Source organism: Streptomyces sp. NPDC111802, from assembly GCF_055634335.1.
The window spans coordinates 148,631-161,748 of sequence record NZ_JBVKCZ010000011.1; the positions used below are offsets into that span (position 1 = coordinate 148,631).

Sequence of the window (13,118 nt, forward strand, 5' to 3'; positions counted from 1 at the left end):
TGATCTGATCACCCGAGCCAACAGGCTCAACGATCACTTGGGCCCGGCCGGCGACGAGCCGCACGGAACGACCACGGCAGGGCCCCTTCTCCTCCTGGGGAACGCATGCGCATTCGAGCCACCGTGGCCGCCGTCTCCGGTGCCCTGGCCCTCTCCGTCCTCGCCGTGCCGGCCGCACACGCCGATTCCAGCGTCGGCGACACGACGATCACCAAGGTCGTCGTCGACGGCGACAACATGGTGTCCGTGGGCACGTCGGTCGCGAAGACCATCAAGGTCAGCGTGACGGCGGTGGACGACAGCGGCATCGAGAGTGCCGAGGAGTTCTCGCTGGCGGGCCCGGACTTCGGCTTCCTCACGACCGGCAAGCCGACCTGCACGGTGGTCAGCGCCACCACCTCCACCTGCAGCGCCTCGGTCCTGGTGGACCCGAAGGTCGACTACCTCACCAACGCCTCGGCCGGCACCTGGTACGTGGACGCGCTGGTCGACGCCAAGGACGGCGACTTCGTCTGGAAGGAGAAGGCGGGCTCCTTCAAGTTCCAGCGCGCCTCCAAGCTGACGGTCAACGCCTCGCCGGAGCCGGTGACGAAGGGCAGGACCATCACGGTCACCGGCAAGCTCTCCCGGGCGAACTGGGAGGACCTCCAGTACCACGGCTACACCAACCAGTCGGTGAAGCTGCAGTTCCGCAAGAAGGACAGCTCCACCTACACCACGCTGAAGACCATCACGTCGAACTCGACGGGCGACCTGAAGACGACCGTCACCGCCTCCACCGACGGCTACTTCCGCTACAGCTTCGCGGGCACCACGACCACTCCGGCGATCAACGCCACGGGTGACTTCGTCGACGTGCAGTAGGACGCGCGCTGGGCCGTGTGTCACGAACTCCCGGGCGCCGTCCGGGGGTTCGTGACCAAGGTCACGAAAATTTCCCGCCGACGAGACAACCGCCACCTCCGGGCGCGTATCTGATCACATGGGTCAACAGGCCCCACGACCACCGGGCCCCGACGTGACCAGCGGGGCCCCTTTTCCGTACCAGGGGAACGCATGCGCATCAGAGTCACCGTGGCCGCCGTCTCCGCTCTCTCCGGCGCCATGGCCCTCTCCGCCCTCGCAGTCCCGGCCGCCCAGGCCGACGACACCGCCGTCTCCTACCACGCCGACGTCGCGAAGGTCCGCAAGGCCGCGCACGCCGCGTCGAGCAGGGCCGCGGGCAAGCCGTACGCCCTGAACGTCAGCTTCTCCAACCTCAAGATCGCCAAGGCGGTCAAGGTCGGTACGACCGGCCACGTCGCCACGACGGTGACGTACACGCTGACCCACGGCGCGGACGTCGACATCACCGCCGCCGACTTCCTCACCGATCCCGTTCTCTACCGGGGCTCCGCCACCGCGCCGGACAACATGCTCTACGGCGACAAGCCGGCCAAGTGCACCGCGACCTCCGCGACCACCGCCAACTGCAAGGGCACGATCGACGTCTACCCGGGCGGCCACGAGCTCCGCAACACGGACGCCGGCACCTGGCGGGCCGCGGCGGAGGCCACCGCCTTCAACGGCCAGGACCCGGCCGGCGAGACCTTCGACATCACCAAGGTCGGCTACAAGAGCCAGGCCGGTATCGGCACCACGCTGATGCAGCGCGCCTCGAAGCTGACGGTCAACGCCTCCCCGGAGCCGGTCGCCAAGGGCAAGACCATCACCGTCACCGGCAAGCTGTCCCGCGCCAACTGGGACCGCGGCACGTACAACGGCTATGTCGAGCAGCCCGTGAAGCTCCAGTTCCGCAAGAAGGACAGCAACACCTACACGACGGTGAAGACCGTCAAGACCAACGCCACGGGCAACCTGAAGACCACCGTCACGGCCACCGAGGACGGCTACTTCCGCTTCACCTTCGCGGGCACGACGACGACTCCGGCAGCCACTCCGGCGGGCGACTTCGTCGATGTCCGTTAGGACGACGCCGCGAGGGGCGCGGGGAACTGCGCGACCCGCCACCACGGACCCGCAGTGACCCACGGCGCTCCATCGGCTCAAGCCCAGCGCAGCGGCTAGTCGGGGAACCGGCGGTCGACCCACTTCCAAGCGACCTCCAGGGCGACCGCCGCCCCCGCCGAGATCCCCACCGCGATCCACGGCATCGTCATCCCGACCAGCTTCAGCGCGAAGAACTCCTGGAGCCAGGGCACGACCAGCACCAGCAGGAACCCGAGGCCCATCGCGGCCACCAGCGCGAGTCGCCACCAGGTGTACGGCCGGGCGATGATGGCCAGGACCCACATCGAGATCAGGAAGAGCGTGAGCGTGGCGACGCTCGTCTCGGCGTCCAGCGCCCCCGCGCCCGTGTAGTAGTGCCGGGCGATCAGATACGTCCCGAAGGTCGCGACCCCCGCCACCACGCCACCCGGGATCGAGTACCGCATGACCCGCCGGACGAAATGGGGTTTCGCGCGCTCCTTGTTGGGCGCGAGGGCCAGGAAGAAGGCCGGGACGCCGATGGTGAGGGTGGACAGCAGGGTCAGATGGCGCGGCAGGAACGGGTACTCCACCTGCCAGAACACCACCATCAGTGCCAGCAGCACCGAGTAGACCGTCTTGACGAGAAACAGCGTCGCCACACGTGTGATGTTGCCGATCACCCGGCGCCCCTCGGCCACCACCGACGGCAGCGTCGCGAAGCTGTTGTTCAGCAGCACGATCTGCGCGACGGCCCGGGTCGCCTCCGACCCCGAGCCCATCGCCACGCCGATGTCGGCGTCCTTCAGCGCGAGGACGTCGTTCACGCCGTCGCCGGTCATGGCGACGGTGTGCCCGTGGGACTGGAGCGCGCCCACCATGTCCCGCTTCTGCCGCGGGGTGACCCGCCCGAACACCGTGGCGTCGTCGAGGGCGGTCGCCATCGCGTCCTGGTCGCCGGGGAGGGTGCGGGCGTCGACCGTGGTGCCGGTCAGGCCCAGCTTGTCCGCCACCGCGCCCACGGACACCGCGTTGTCCCCGGAGATCACCTTGGCCCGGACGTTCTGCTCCGCGAAGTAGCGCAGGGTGTCGGCGGCGTCGGGCCGCAGTCGCTGTTCCAGTACGACGAGGGCGGCGGGCTTGGCGCCCTCGGCCACGTCGGGATCGTCGAGGTCGCGGTCGGCGCGGGCGAGCAGCAGCACCCGCAGCCCCTGCTCGTTGAGGCGATCGGTTTCGGCCAGGGCCGGGTCGTCGGCGGGCAGCAGCACATCGGGGGCGCCCAGCAGCCAGGTACTGGCCTCGCCGTCGCCCTCGCTGAAGGTGGCGCCGCTGTACTTGCGGGCGGAGGAGAAGGGCAGGGACTCGGTGCAGCGCCAGTCCTCGGCGTCGGGGTAGGCGTCGATGATGGCCTGGAGGGAGGCGTTGGGGCGGGGGTCGGACTCGCCGAGGGCGCCGAGCACCTTGCGTACGTACTCCTCGTCGCTGCCGCCCAGGGGCCGGAGCTCGGTGACGTCCATGCCGCCCTCGGTGAGGGTGCCGGTCTTGTCCAGGCAGACGGTGTCGACGCGGGCGAGGCCCTCGATGGCGGGGAGTTCCTGGACGAGGCACTGCTGGCGGCCGAGCCGGATGACGCCGATCGCGAAGGCGACGGAGGTGAGGAGCACCAGCCCCTCGGGGACCATGGGCACGATGCCGCCGACGGTCCGGGCGACGGAGTCGTCGAGGTCCTTGTTCTTCACGAACAGCTGGGTGACGATCAGGCCGATCGCGGCCGGGATCATCATCCATGTCACGTACTTGAGGATGATGGAGATGCCGGAGCGCAGCTCGGACTGGACGAGGGTGAAGCGGGAGGCCTCCTCGGCGAGCTGGGCGGCGTAGGCCTCGCGGCCGACCTTGGTGGCCTGGAAGGCGCCGCCGCCCGCGACGACGAAGCTGCCGGACAGCACCTGGTCGCCCGGCCGCTTGACGACCGGATCGGCCTCGCCGGTGAGCAGCGACTCGTCGATCTCCAGCCCGTCGGCCTCGACGCACACCCCGTCCACGACGGCCTTGTCGCCCGGCCCGATCTCCATCAGGTCGTCCAGCACGATCTCCGAGGTGCCGACGCCGGCGGCGACCCCGTCCCGCCGCACCATGGGCCGGGCCTCCCCGATCACCGCGAGCGAGTCGAGGGTCTTCTTCGCCCGCCACTCCTGGACGATCCCGATGCCGGTGTTGGCGAGGATCACAAAGCCGAACAGGCTGTCCTGGATCGGCGCGACGAACAGCATGATCAGCCAGAGCACGCCGATGATCGCGTTGAACCGGGTGAAGACGTTGGCGCGGACGATCTCGCCCATCGACCGGCTGCTGCGCACCGGAATGTCGTTGACCTGCCCGCGCGCGACGCGCTCGGCCACCTCGGCGGCGGTGAGCCCGCCCTTCGCCACCCGCACGGGGACGGGCTGCGCGGGGGTGTCCACTTCGGCGCTCGCGTCGGCATGCGTCATGCATTCGACGGTACGTGCGGATTTACGGCTTCACCCGCTGAGTGAGCGGAAGTTCCGACTTGGGGAGGACGGGTCTAGTGCCCTGGTTGTAGGGCGCGCCGGCTCAGGACGACTGGGGTTCGCCGGTGGTTTCCCGGGCCGTCCCGACGGCCGCCGCCCGCTTGATGGCCGCGTCGCGCCTGCGGACGTACCAGATGCCGATCAGGCCGAGACCCGCGCCGGCCAGGCAGGTCCACACCCACCAGGTGTGGCCGTGGTCCTCGAACCAGCCGTAGAAGGGGAGCTGGACGACGAACAGGACGAACCAGATGATCGTGCCGCCGACGATGGTGGGGACCACGGGTCCCTCCAGGGGCTCCGGCGCCTCGTGCTTGATGGGTCCCGTGAAAAATCCGGCCATGGGGGACAGCTTACGAGGCGATCAGGTCTACGCGCGGAGATGGCCGTTCGGGGCTTTATATGTTCATACTGAAACGGTTTGTGTCTGACCACTTCTATTCGTAGGAAACACCAAAAGCATGTCCACCTCGGCTCCTGCCAAGGCCCCCACCCCTGAACAGCCGGGAGCCGGGCCCTCTTACGGCGCACTCGACCGCTTCTTCAAGATCTCCGAGCGCGGCAGCACCCTGCCCCGCGAGATCCGCGGCGGTCTCGCCACCTTCTTCGCGATGGCGTACATCATCGTGCTGAACCCGATCATCCTCGGCAGCGCGAAGGACATGTACGGCCACCAGCTGGACAACGGACAGCTGGTCACCGCGACCGCCCTGACGGCGGCGTTCACCACGCTGCTGATGGGCGTCATCGGCAATGTGCCGATCGCGCTCGCCGCCGGTCTCGGTGTGAACTCGGTCGTCGCGCTCCAGCTCGCGCCCCGGATGTCCTGGCCGGACGCCATGGGCATGGTGGTGCTGGCCGGCTTCGTGGTCATGCTGCTCGTCGCCACCGGTCTGCGCGAGCGCGTCATGAACGCCGTGCCCTACAGCCTGCGCAAGGCCATCTCCATCGGCATCGGCCTGTTCATCATGCTGATCGGCCTCGTCGACTCCGGCTTCGTCTCCCGCATCCCGGACGCCGCCCAGACCACGGTCCCGCTCCAGCTCGGCGCCGACGGTCACCTCAACGGCTGGCCGGTGCTGGTCTTCATCCTCGGCGTGCTGCTCACCCTCGCGCTGATCGTCCGCAAGGTCCCCGGCGCGATCCTCATCTCGATCGTCACGATGACCGTGCTCGCCGTCGTCATCGAGGCGGTGGCGAACGTGCCGTCCTGGGGTCTGACGACCCCCAAGTGGCCCGGCAACCCGGTCGCCAGCCCCGACTTCGGTCTGATCGGCGAGGTCAGTCTGTTCGGCGGCTTCGACAAGGTCGGCGCGCTGACCGGCGTCCTGTTCGTCTTCACCGTCCTGCTGTCCTGCTTCTTCGACGCCATGGGCACGATCATGGGCGTCAGCGACGAGGCGAAGCTGACCGACGGCCAGGGCCAGATGCCGGGCATCAACAAGGTCCTGTTCGTGGACGGCCTCGCCGTCGCGGCGGGCGGCGCCAGCTCCTCCTCGGCCACCACCGCCTTCGTGGAGTCCACGGCCGGCGTCGGCGAGGGCGCCCGTACCGGATTCGCGAACGTCGTCACCGGTGCCCTCTTCGGCGTGGCGCTCTTCCTGACGCCGGTCGCCACGATGGTCCCGTCCCAGGCGGCCACCCCGGCCCTGCTCGCGGTCGGCTTCCTGATCCTCGCGAACTCCGTCAAGGAGATCGACTGGGCCGACTACACGGTCTCGATCCCGGCCTTCGTGACGATGGTGATGATGCCGTTCACCTACTCGATCACCAACGGCATCGGCATGGGCTTCATCACCTTCGCGGTGCTGCGCCTGGCCGCCGGGCGGGGCCGGGAGGTGCCGGTGGCGATGTACGTCGTGGCCGCCGTCTTCACGTTCTACTACCTGATGCCGGCGCTGGGACTGACGTAGCCGGAATCAAGCAAGGCCGTAGAACTTCTCGGTCTCGTCGACGGCGGTCTGGAACCGCTCGTCGAAGTCATCGCGGATGAGCGTCCGGACGACGTAGTCCTGGACGCTCATTCCTCTTTTCGCCGCATGCTCCTTGAGTCGTTCGAGCAGCTCGTGGTCTATCCGCAGGCTGAGCACGCTGGTCCCCATGGACACGAGGGTTGCGGTACCCGCAGGCTCGGCGCGTCACGTTTCGCCACCGGATCACCCGGATGAGTGATATTGCCCCTGGTGGTCTTTAGTCAGGGTAATGAGTTACTCTAAAGAGATGTCGGACCTTACCCATGGCGACGACGCTGCCGCCGTGAACTCCCTGCGCTCCGCCGTGATGCGACTGTCGCGCCGGCTCAAGCACCAGCGGGTCGACGAGTCGCTGAGCCCGACCGAGATGTCGGTCCTGGGCACCCTCTCCCTCTGCGGCAAGGCCACCCCCGGTGAGCTGGCCCGCAAGGAGCACGTACAGCCACCGTCGATGACCCGCATCGTCGCGCTGCTGGAGTCCAAGGGACTGGTCCGCCTGGAGCCGCACCCCGAGGACCGGCGCCAGAAGGTCGTCACGAAGACGGAGCAGGCCGAGGCGATGCTCGAGGAGAGCCGCCGCAAGCGCAACGCCTTCCTGGCCACCCTGGTCGAGGGCCTCGACGAGGACGAGTGGGCGAAACTGCGCGCCGCCGCCCCCGTGCTGGAGAAGCTCGCACACCTGTAAGCAGTCACCGCGAGGAGGCGAACGCTTTTGAGTTCGGGACCCGGAGCAGCTTCCGCACCCGCACCGACCACTCCTTCTACCTCTGTCCCCCGCAAGTCCTCGATGTTCAGCTCGCTGAGGGTCAGGAACTACCGCCTGTTCTTCCTCGGACAGGTCGTCTCCAACACCGGCACCTGGATGCAGCGCATCGCCCAGGACTGGCTGGTGCTCAGCCTCACCGGCTCCGCCACCGCGGTCGGCATCACGACGGCCCTCCAGTTCCTGCCGATGCTGCTCTTCGGCCTCTACGGCGGCGTCCTCGTCGACCGGCTGCCCAAGCGCCGCACACTGCTCGTCACCCAGACGTCGATGGCGTTCAGCGGCACCGCGCTGGCCGTCCTCACCCTCACCGGCAACGTCCAGGTCTGGCACGTCTACCTGGCCGCCTTCGCCGTAGGCCTCGCCACGGTCGTCGACAACCCGGCCCGCCAGTCCTTCGTCTCCGAGATGGTCGGCCCCGACCAGCTCCAGAACGCGGTCAGCCTGAACTCCGCGAACTTCCAGTCGGCCCGTCTGGTCGGCCCCGCCGTGGCCGGCCTGATGATCACCGGTGTCGGCACGGGCTGGGCGTTCCTCGCCAACGGCCTGTCCTTCGTCGCGCCGATCGCCGGACTGCTGCTGATGCGGGCGCGTGAGCTGTACCCGGTCCAGCGCGCCCCGCGCGGCAAGGGCCAGCTGCGGGAGGGCCTGCGGTACGTCGCCGGACGCCCGGAGCTGATCTGGACCATCGTCCTCGCGGGGTTCGTCAGCACCTTCGGCTTCAACTTCCCGGTCTACCTGTCGGCCTTCGCCGACGACGTCTTCCACGCGGGCGCGGGTTCCTACAGCCTCTTCAACACGCTGATGGCGGTCGGCTCCCTGGCGGGCGCGTTGCTCGCGGCCCGGCGCGGTACGGCCCGGATGCGGGTGCTGATCGCGGGGGCGGTGGCGTTCGGCGCGATGGAGATGGTTGCCGCGCTCGCCCCCTCCCTGTGGTTGTTCGCCCTGCTCATGGTCCCCATCGGCATGTTCGGCATGACGGTGAACGTCACCGCCAACAGCAGCATCCAGATGACCACGGACCCGGCCATGCGGGGGCGCGTGATGGCCCTGTACATGATGGTCTTCATGGGCGGCGCCCCACTGGGCGCGCCGATCGCCGGCTGGGTCACGGACGCGTACGGCGTCCGGGCGGGCCTGGCGGTGGGTGGTGCGATCACCGCCGCCGCGGCAGTCACCATCGCCCTGGTCCTGGCCCGCCTCGGCGGCCTGCGCCTGTCGGTCGGCTGGAACGACGGTCATCCGCAGGTGCGGTTCGTGCCGAGGGAGCGGGAGGAGGAGCTGGCGACGGTGGCGTAGGGGCGGGGAGGCGCGTCAGTCCTGGGGGAACTCGTCGGTCTTCAGGACGAGGCCGACCGCCGTACCCGTCAGGTCGATGTCCTCCCCGAAGGAGAAGCTGACGTGGCTGTGGTACTTGCCGTCCTTCGGCATGGTGTGGAGATGCCACTCGCCGGTGTACGGGTCCACGACCAGGTACACCGGCACTTCGGCCGCGGCGTAGACGTCCTTCTTCGGGCCGTAGTCGTTGGCCGCCGTGTCCTTGGAGATGACCTCGGCCACGAATTCGACGTCCTGATAACGCCAGCGGCCCTTGCCGTCCTTCACCGACCGCTCGGCCATGGCCACCACGTCAGAGGCATAGCCGTTCAGATGCCCGGGGAAGTCGATCCGCACGTCCGAGGCCAGCCGCTTGCGCGGGTACTTGGCGCGCAGCTGCTCCAGGATGTCGAAAGCGATCTCAAAGTGGGTCTGCCGCTGCGGTGACATGAAGATGTTCCCCCCGACGATCTCAACTTTCGTTCCCTCGGGGATGGGCATCTTCTCGAGCCACTCGAACAGGACGTCCAGAGTCAGCTCGCCGCAGTCCTCGGCCATCTCGATCCTGTCGTCAAGGACGGTCATCGTGGCGCTCCTCCCCGGCTGCCCCCGGACGAGTACAGCCGCGCAGTACAACGATACGCACGGTGACCGGGACACGTGTGGCCATGGCCACTCTCGCGGCCCGCGAGGACTAGAGCCGCCGCGCCAGCACCTGCCCCGGCCAGTCGTCCTTGCCCGTGTAGGTCTCGGTGCGGACGAAGCCATGCGCCTCGTAGTAGCGGACCAGCCTGCCGTCGTCGCCCGCGTAGCAGTCCACCCGCAGCAGCGAGACACCCGCCCGCCGGGTCACCTCGACGGCGTGCGCGAGCAGGGCGCTGCCCACGCCGACGCCCTTGAAGCGGCGGTCGGAGGCGAGCCAGTGGATGTAGCGCTCGGGTTCGCCGGGCGGCGGGAGGTGGGAGAGGGAGGCGCCGGGAGCGGCGGTGAGGGTGAGGGTGGCGGCGGGCACGCCGTCGACCTCGGCGATGAAGGCGGTGCCCTCGTCCATGTCACGGGTCACCGACTGAGCGACCCCGGGGTTCTCGGACAGCGGCTTCGTGCCCCACTGTCCTGGCCGCCCCTGCGCGACCAGCCACTCCACGCAGCTGTCGAGCATGCCGAGTATCGCGGGGAGGTCGTCGCGCCCGCCTTCCCTGATGGTGATCGTCATCGCCTCATGATGCCAGGCTGGACCCATGAGACTCTTCGCCGCCGTGCTGCCGCCCGAGGACGTGACTCGTGAACTGGCCGCCGAGATCGCCGAGTTGAAGAAGCTGCCCGGCGCGGACGCGCTGCGCTGGACCGGCCGCCCCGGCTGGCACTTCACCCTCGCCTTCTACGGCGAGGTCGACGACGACCTCGTACCCGACCTGTCGGCCCGCCTGGAGCGCGCCGCGCACCGTACGCCGCCGTTCCCGCTGGCGCTGAGCCGTGGCGGGCAGTTCGGGCACGGACGTGCGCTGTGGACGGGCGCGGAGGGGGACCTGGCGACCCTGCGGCTGCTGGCGGACCGCAGTGAGGCGGCGGCGCGCAAGGCCGGGGTGCCGATGGGGGAGCACCGGCGCTACAAGGCGCACCTGACGGTGGCGAGGAGCCGGTCGGCGGTGGAGGTACGGCCGTATGTCGCCGCCCTCGACGAGTTCACCAGCCGGACATGGACGGTGGACGAGCTGGTGCTGATGCGCAGCCATCTGCCGAGGTCCGGGGTCGCGGGCGAGCAGCCCCGGTACGAGGCGGTCGCCCGTCGACCGCTCACCGGGGCCGGTTAGGCTCGTCCACGTGGACCCGAAAACCCGGAACCGGATCATGGCCGGTGCGCTTGTGCTGATGTTCGTGCTCGTGGCGCTGGCGGCGGCCCTCGGTAGGTGACCGAGGGCCACTGCCGCGCCCGCACGACCGCCTACCAGGCGAAGGCCTCCGGGGACGGCCCCGGACCCGGAAAGATCTCGTCCAGCCCGGACAGCAGCTCCTCGCTCAGCTCCAGCTCGGACGCCCGCAGCGCGGACTCCAGCTGCCCGGCGGTGCGCGGGCCGACGATCGGGCCGGTCACGCCGGGGCGGGTGAGCAGCCAGGCCAGGGCGGCCTCGCCGGGCTCCAGACCGTGCTTGTCGAGCAGGTCCTCGTACGCCTGGATCTTCCCGCGTACGGCCGGGTCGGCGAGGGACTCGGCGGCCCGCCCGGAGCTGCGCCGGCCGCCCTCGACCTCCTTCTTGATGACGCCACCGAGCAGTCCGCCGTGCAGCGGCGACCACGGGATGACGCCGAGGCCGTAGTCCCGCGCGGCCGGGATGACCTCCATCTCGGCGCGGCGCTCGAAGAGGTTGTACAGGCACTGCTCGCTGACCAGGCCGATGGTGCCGCCGCGCCGGGCGGCGGTCTCGTTGGCCTGGGCGATCTTGTAGCCGGGGAAGTTGCTGGACCCGACGTACAGGATCTTGCCCTGCTGGACGAGGACGTCGACGGCCTGCCAGATCTCGTCGAAGCCGGTGGCGCGGTCGATGTGGTGGAACTGGTAGACGTCGATGTGGTCGGTCCGCAGCCGCTTGAGCGACGCGTCCACGGCCCGTCGGATGTTCACCGCCGACAGCTTGTCGTGGTTGGGCCAGGCCTCGCCGTCGGCGGCCATGTTGGCGTACACCTTGGTGGCGAGGACGACCTTGTCGCGGTTGGCCGCGCTCTTGGCGAACCAGTTGCCGATGATCTCCTCGGTACGGCCCTTGTTCTCGCCCCAGCCGTACACGTTGGCGGTGTCGAAGAAGTTGATGCCCGCGTCCAGCGCCGCGTCCATGATCGCGTGACTGTCCGCTTCGTCGGTCTGCGGGCCGAAGTTCATGGTGCCGAGGACCAGCCGGCTGACCTTGAGTCCCGTGCGTCCGAGCTGCGTGTACTTCATGAAGTGCACGCTAGCGACGTGGAGTGCGCTCTAGGCAAGAGATCCAGACGGGCCGCCGCGGCCGCGGAACCTCGCCCGGTACTCGCTGGGGGTCGTGGCGCGGCGGCGGTGGAAGGCCCGGATGAGGGTGTCGACGGTGCCGAAGCCGCATGCGGAGGCGATCCGTTCCAGGGTGTCGTCGGTGGTCTCCAGCAGGTTGCCGGCCATCTCGACCCGGGCCGACTCGATGTAGGCGTGCGGTGTCGTCTCCAGCTCGGTCTTGAAGATGCGGGTGAGCTGGCGGTCGCTGACATGGGCGTGCGCGGCGAGGTCCGCGACGGTGAGGCGCTCGTCGATGTGGTTGCGGATGTACAGCCGGAGGTCCTCGATGCGCCGGGTCGTGGACACCCGCTCCAGCGGCACACTGAACTGGGACTGTGCCCGCGGTGCGATGTGGCCGCGCGGGCACGGGCGAGCAGGTCCGCGACCGCCGCGGCGAGCGCACCCTGGTGCTGGCAGTGATCGTGACCAAGGCGCTCTCCCTCGCGGGGCTGCTGCTCGCCCCCGCTCTGGGCTGGGTGTGGGTGTGCCTGCTCGGCGCGGCGACCGGAAGCGCCTTCCCCCTGGCCATCACGCTGCTCGGGCTGCGCACGGACGGCCCGCGGGCCGCCGCCGACCTGTCCGGGATGGCGCAGACGACGGGCTATCTGCTGGCCGGCCTCGGCCCGCTGGCCATGGGAGTGCTGCACGACGCCACCCACGGCTGGCGCGTGCCGCTCGGCGTGCTGATCGCCCTGCTGGTGCCGGAGACGATCGCCGGGCTCTTCGCCGCACGCCCCGGCCATGTCCGCCCCGGCGGCCGCGACCGGGCGGCCCTCAGACGTCGTCTTACGGCTCGCCCAGCCCCCACGCCTGATACATCGCCTCCGCGTACGCCTCCGCGATCTTGTGCTCGCCGCTCGCGTTCGGGTGCGTGCCGTCGTACGTGTCGAGATGGATGTCGTACGACGGTGGCGGGGACGCCAGCAGAAGCGGTGAGCGCGGCTCGTCCAGGTCCGCCACCGTCTTCGCCAGCAGCTCGTTGAAGCGGGCGACCTCGGCGGCGAAGGGCGGGTCGGACTCGGCGCGCACGTTCGGGATGACGGGGAGTACGACCATCCGCACGCGCGGGTTCGCCGACCGTGCCTCGGCCACGAACTCCCGTACGTTCCGCGCCGTCTGCTCGGCGTCCGTGTAGAAGCCCAGGTCGATCAGGCCCAGCGACACCAGCAGCACATCCGCCCTGCACCCCCGCACCGCCTCGCCGATCAGCGGCGCCATGTGCAGCCAGCCCTCGCCCCAGCCGGCCAGATGCGCACGGGGGAAGTCGGGGTCGGCGTACTCGTACGACGTGGGAGCGTCCATCGCCTTGTCGTACAGCGTCTCGCGCGGACCGACGAGGGCGAAGGGGCCGCCGTACGTCTCACGCAGGTGCTGCCACATGCGGTAGCGCCATGTGTGTTCGCCGGCGCTGCCGATGGTCATGGAGTCGCCGACGGGCATGAACCTGAGCATCCGCTCATGATGGACGATCGCTACCATTCGGTAGCGCCCGGCGCGGTGTGAACCCCGACACGCCCCTAGACCGACGCCCC

At 69.4% G+C, this 13,118-nt stretch carries 13 protein-coding genes and 1 pseudogene; 6 read left to right on the forward strand and 8 right to left on the reverse strand.

Going from position 1 to position 13,118, the window contains the following annotated elements:
- Positions 1-105 precede the first annotated feature (105 nt).
- Positions 106-864, forward strand: a complete 759-nt coding sequence (locus ACZ7NC_RS14605; protein WP_471488161.1) for a calcium-binding protein — start codon at positions 106-108, stop codon at positions 862-864.
- A 192-nt stretch (positions 865-1,056) separates the two neighbouring features.
- The gene (locus tag ACZ7NC_RS14610; RefSeq protein WP_471488163.1) at positions 1,057-1,968 is read left to right on the forward strand and encodes a hypothetical protein; all 912 of its coding nucleotides are present in this window, start codon (positions 1,057-1,059) and stop codon (positions 1,966-1,968) included.
- 95 nt (positions 1,969-2,063) lie between these two features.
- On the opposite strand, the gene ACZ7NC_RS14615 is transcribed toward ACZ7NC_RS14610, so the two are convergent.
- Positions 2,064-4,460, reverse strand: a complete 2,397-nt coding sequence (locus ACZ7NC_RS14615; RefSeq protein ID WP_471488165.1) for a cation-translocating P-type ATPase — start codon at positions 4,458-4,460, stop codon at positions 2,064-2,066.
- 103 nt (positions 4,461-4,563) lie between these two features.
- Complete coding sequence (locus tag ACZ7NC_RS14620) at positions 4,564-4,860, reverse strand: DUF2530 domain-containing protein (protein ID WP_471488167.1); 297 nt, start codon at positions 4,858-4,860, stop codon at positions 4,564-4,566.
- 118 nt (positions 4,861-4,978) lie between these two features.
- On the opposite strand from ACZ7NC_RS14620, the gene ACZ7NC_RS14625 reads away from it, so the two are divergent.
- Positions 4,979-6,430, forward strand: a complete 1,452-nt coding sequence (locus tag ACZ7NC_RS14625) for an NCS2 family permease (protein WP_471488169.1) — start codon at positions 4,979-4,981, stop codon at positions 6,428-6,430.
- A gap of 6 nt (positions 6,431-6,436) precedes the next feature.
- On the opposite strand, the gene ACZ7NC_RS14630 is transcribed toward ACZ7NC_RS14625, so the two are convergent.
- Positions 6,437-6,619: a ribbon-helix-helix protein, CopG family gene (locus tag ACZ7NC_RS14630; RefSeq protein WP_471488171.1), complete on the reverse strand. Its 183-nt coding sequence runs from the start codon at positions 6,617-6,619 to the stop codon at positions 6,437-6,439.
- Between the two features lie 118 nt (positions 6,620-6,737).
- Here ACZ7NC_RS14630 and ACZ7NC_RS14635 point away from each other — a divergent pair, with 118 nt between their 5' ends.
- Positions 6,738-7,175 (forward strand): MarR family winged helix-turn-helix transcriptional regulator, encoded by a 438-nt coding sequence (locus tag ACZ7NC_RS14635; RefSeq protein ID WP_093904463.1) that lies wholly within the window; start codon positions 6,738-6,740, stop codon positions 7,173-7,175.
- A 102-nt stretch (positions 7,176-7,277) separates the two neighbouring features.
- Positions 7,278-8,552 (forward strand): MFS transporter, encoded by a 1,275-nt coding sequence (locus ACZ7NC_RS14640; protein ID WP_471488174.1) that lies wholly within the window; start codon positions 7,278-7,280, stop codon positions 8,550-8,552.
- Between the two features lie 15 nt (positions 8,553-8,567).
- On the opposite strand, the gene ACZ7NC_RS14645 is transcribed toward ACZ7NC_RS14640, so the two are convergent.
- On the reverse strand, positions 8,568-9,155 hold the full coding sequence (locus ACZ7NC_RS14645; RefSeq protein ID WP_471488176.1) for a Uma2 family endonuclease: 588 nt from the start codon (positions 9,153-9,155) through the stop codon (positions 8,568-8,570).
- 109 nt (positions 9,156-9,264) lie between these two features.
- Positions 9,265-9,783, reverse strand: a complete 519-nt coding sequence (locus tag ACZ7NC_RS14650) for a GNAT family N-acetyltransferase (RefSeq protein WP_471488178.1) — start codon at positions 9,781-9,783, stop codon at positions 9,265-9,267.
- 25 nt (positions 9,784-9,808) lie between these two features.
- On the opposite strand from ACZ7NC_RS14650, the gene thpR reads away from it, so the two are divergent.
- Entirely contained in the window at positions 9,809-10,381 is a 573-nt protein-coding gene (thpR, locus tag ACZ7NC_RS14655; RefSeq protein WP_471488180.1) for an RNA 2',3'-cyclic phosphodiesterase, read from the forward strand.
- 131 nt (positions 10,382-10,512) lie between these two features.
- Here thpR and ACZ7NC_RS14660 read toward each other — a convergent pair whose 3' ends face one another.
- The 3 genes and pseudogenes from ACZ7NC_RS14660 to ACZ7NC_RS14670 form a co-directional block, all read right to left on the reverse strand.
- Positions 10,513-11,505 (reverse strand): aldo/keto reductase, encoded by a 993-nt coding sequence (locus ACZ7NC_RS14660; RefSeq protein WP_471488182.1) that lies wholly within the window; start codon positions 11,503-11,505, stop codon positions 10,513-10,515.
- A 30-nt stretch (positions 11,506-11,535) separates the two neighbouring features.
- Positions 11,536-11,931, reverse strand: a pseudogene (locus ACZ7NC_RS14665) (helix-turn-helix domain-containing protein); the annotation flags it as partial.
- A gap of 441 nt (positions 11,932-12,372) precedes the next feature.
- Positions 12,373-13,038, reverse strand: a complete 666-nt coding sequence (locus ACZ7NC_RS14670) for an SGNH/GDSL hydrolase family protein (protein ID WP_471488184.1) — start codon at positions 13,036-13,038, stop codon at positions 12,373-12,375.
- Between the last annotated feature and the right edge of the window lie 80 nt (positions 13,039-13,118).

Bases quoted from the DNA above. Each gene is read 5' to 3' on its own strand.
- ACZ7NC_RS14605 (WP_471488161.1), top strand. From the start codon at position 106: ATGCGCATTCGAGCCACCGTGGCCGCCGTCTCCGGTGCCCTGGCCCTC.
- thpR (WP_471488180.1), top strand. From the start codon at position 9,809: ATGAGACTCTTCGCCGCCGTGCTGCCGCCCGAGGACGTGACTCGTGAA.
- ACZ7NC_RS14610 (WP_471488163.1), top strand. From the start codon at position 1,057: ATGCGCATCAGAGTCACCGTGGCCGCCGTCTCCGCTCTCTCCGGCGCC.
- ACZ7NC_RS14640 (WP_471488174.1), top strand. From the start codon at position 7,278: ATGTTCAGCTCGCTGAGGGTCAGGAACTACCGCCTGTTCTTCCTCGGA.
- ACZ7NC_RS14615 (WP_471488165.1), bottom strand. From the start codon at position 4,460: ATGACGCATGCCGACGCGAGCGCCGAAGTGGACACCCCCGCGCAGCCC.
- ACZ7NC_RS14630 (WP_471488171.1), bottom strand. From the start codon at position 6,619: ATGGGGACCAGCGTGCTCAGCCTGCGGATAGACCACGAGCTGCTCGAA.
- ACZ7NC_RS14625 (WP_471488169.1), top strand. From the start codon at position 4,979: ATGTCCACCTCGGCTCCTGCCAAGGCCCCCACCCCTGAACAGCCGGGA.
- ACZ7NC_RS14660 (WP_471488182.1), bottom strand. From the start codon at position 11,505: ATGAAGTACACGCAGCTCGGACGCACGGGACTCAAGGTCAGCCGGCTG.
- ACZ7NC_RS14650 (WP_471488178.1), bottom strand. From the start codon at position 9,783: ATGACGATCACCATCAGGGAAGGCGGGCGCGACGACCTCCCCGCGATA.
- ACZ7NC_RS14620 (WP_471488167.1), bottom strand. From the start codon at position 4,860: ATGGCCGGATTTTTCACGGGACCCATCAAGCACGAGGCGCCGGAGCCC.
- ACZ7NC_RS14670 (WP_471488184.1), bottom strand. From the start codon at position 13,038: ATGCTCAGGTTCATGCCCGTCGGCGACTCCATGACCATCGGCAGCGCC.
- ACZ7NC_RS14635 (WP_093904463.1), top strand. From the start codon at position 6,738: ATGTCGGACCTTACCCATGGCGACGACGCTGCCGCCGTGAACTCCCTG.
- ACZ7NC_RS14645 (WP_471488176.1), bottom strand. From the start codon at position 9,155: ATGACCGTCCTTGACGACAGGATCGAGATGGCCGAGGACTGCGGCGAG.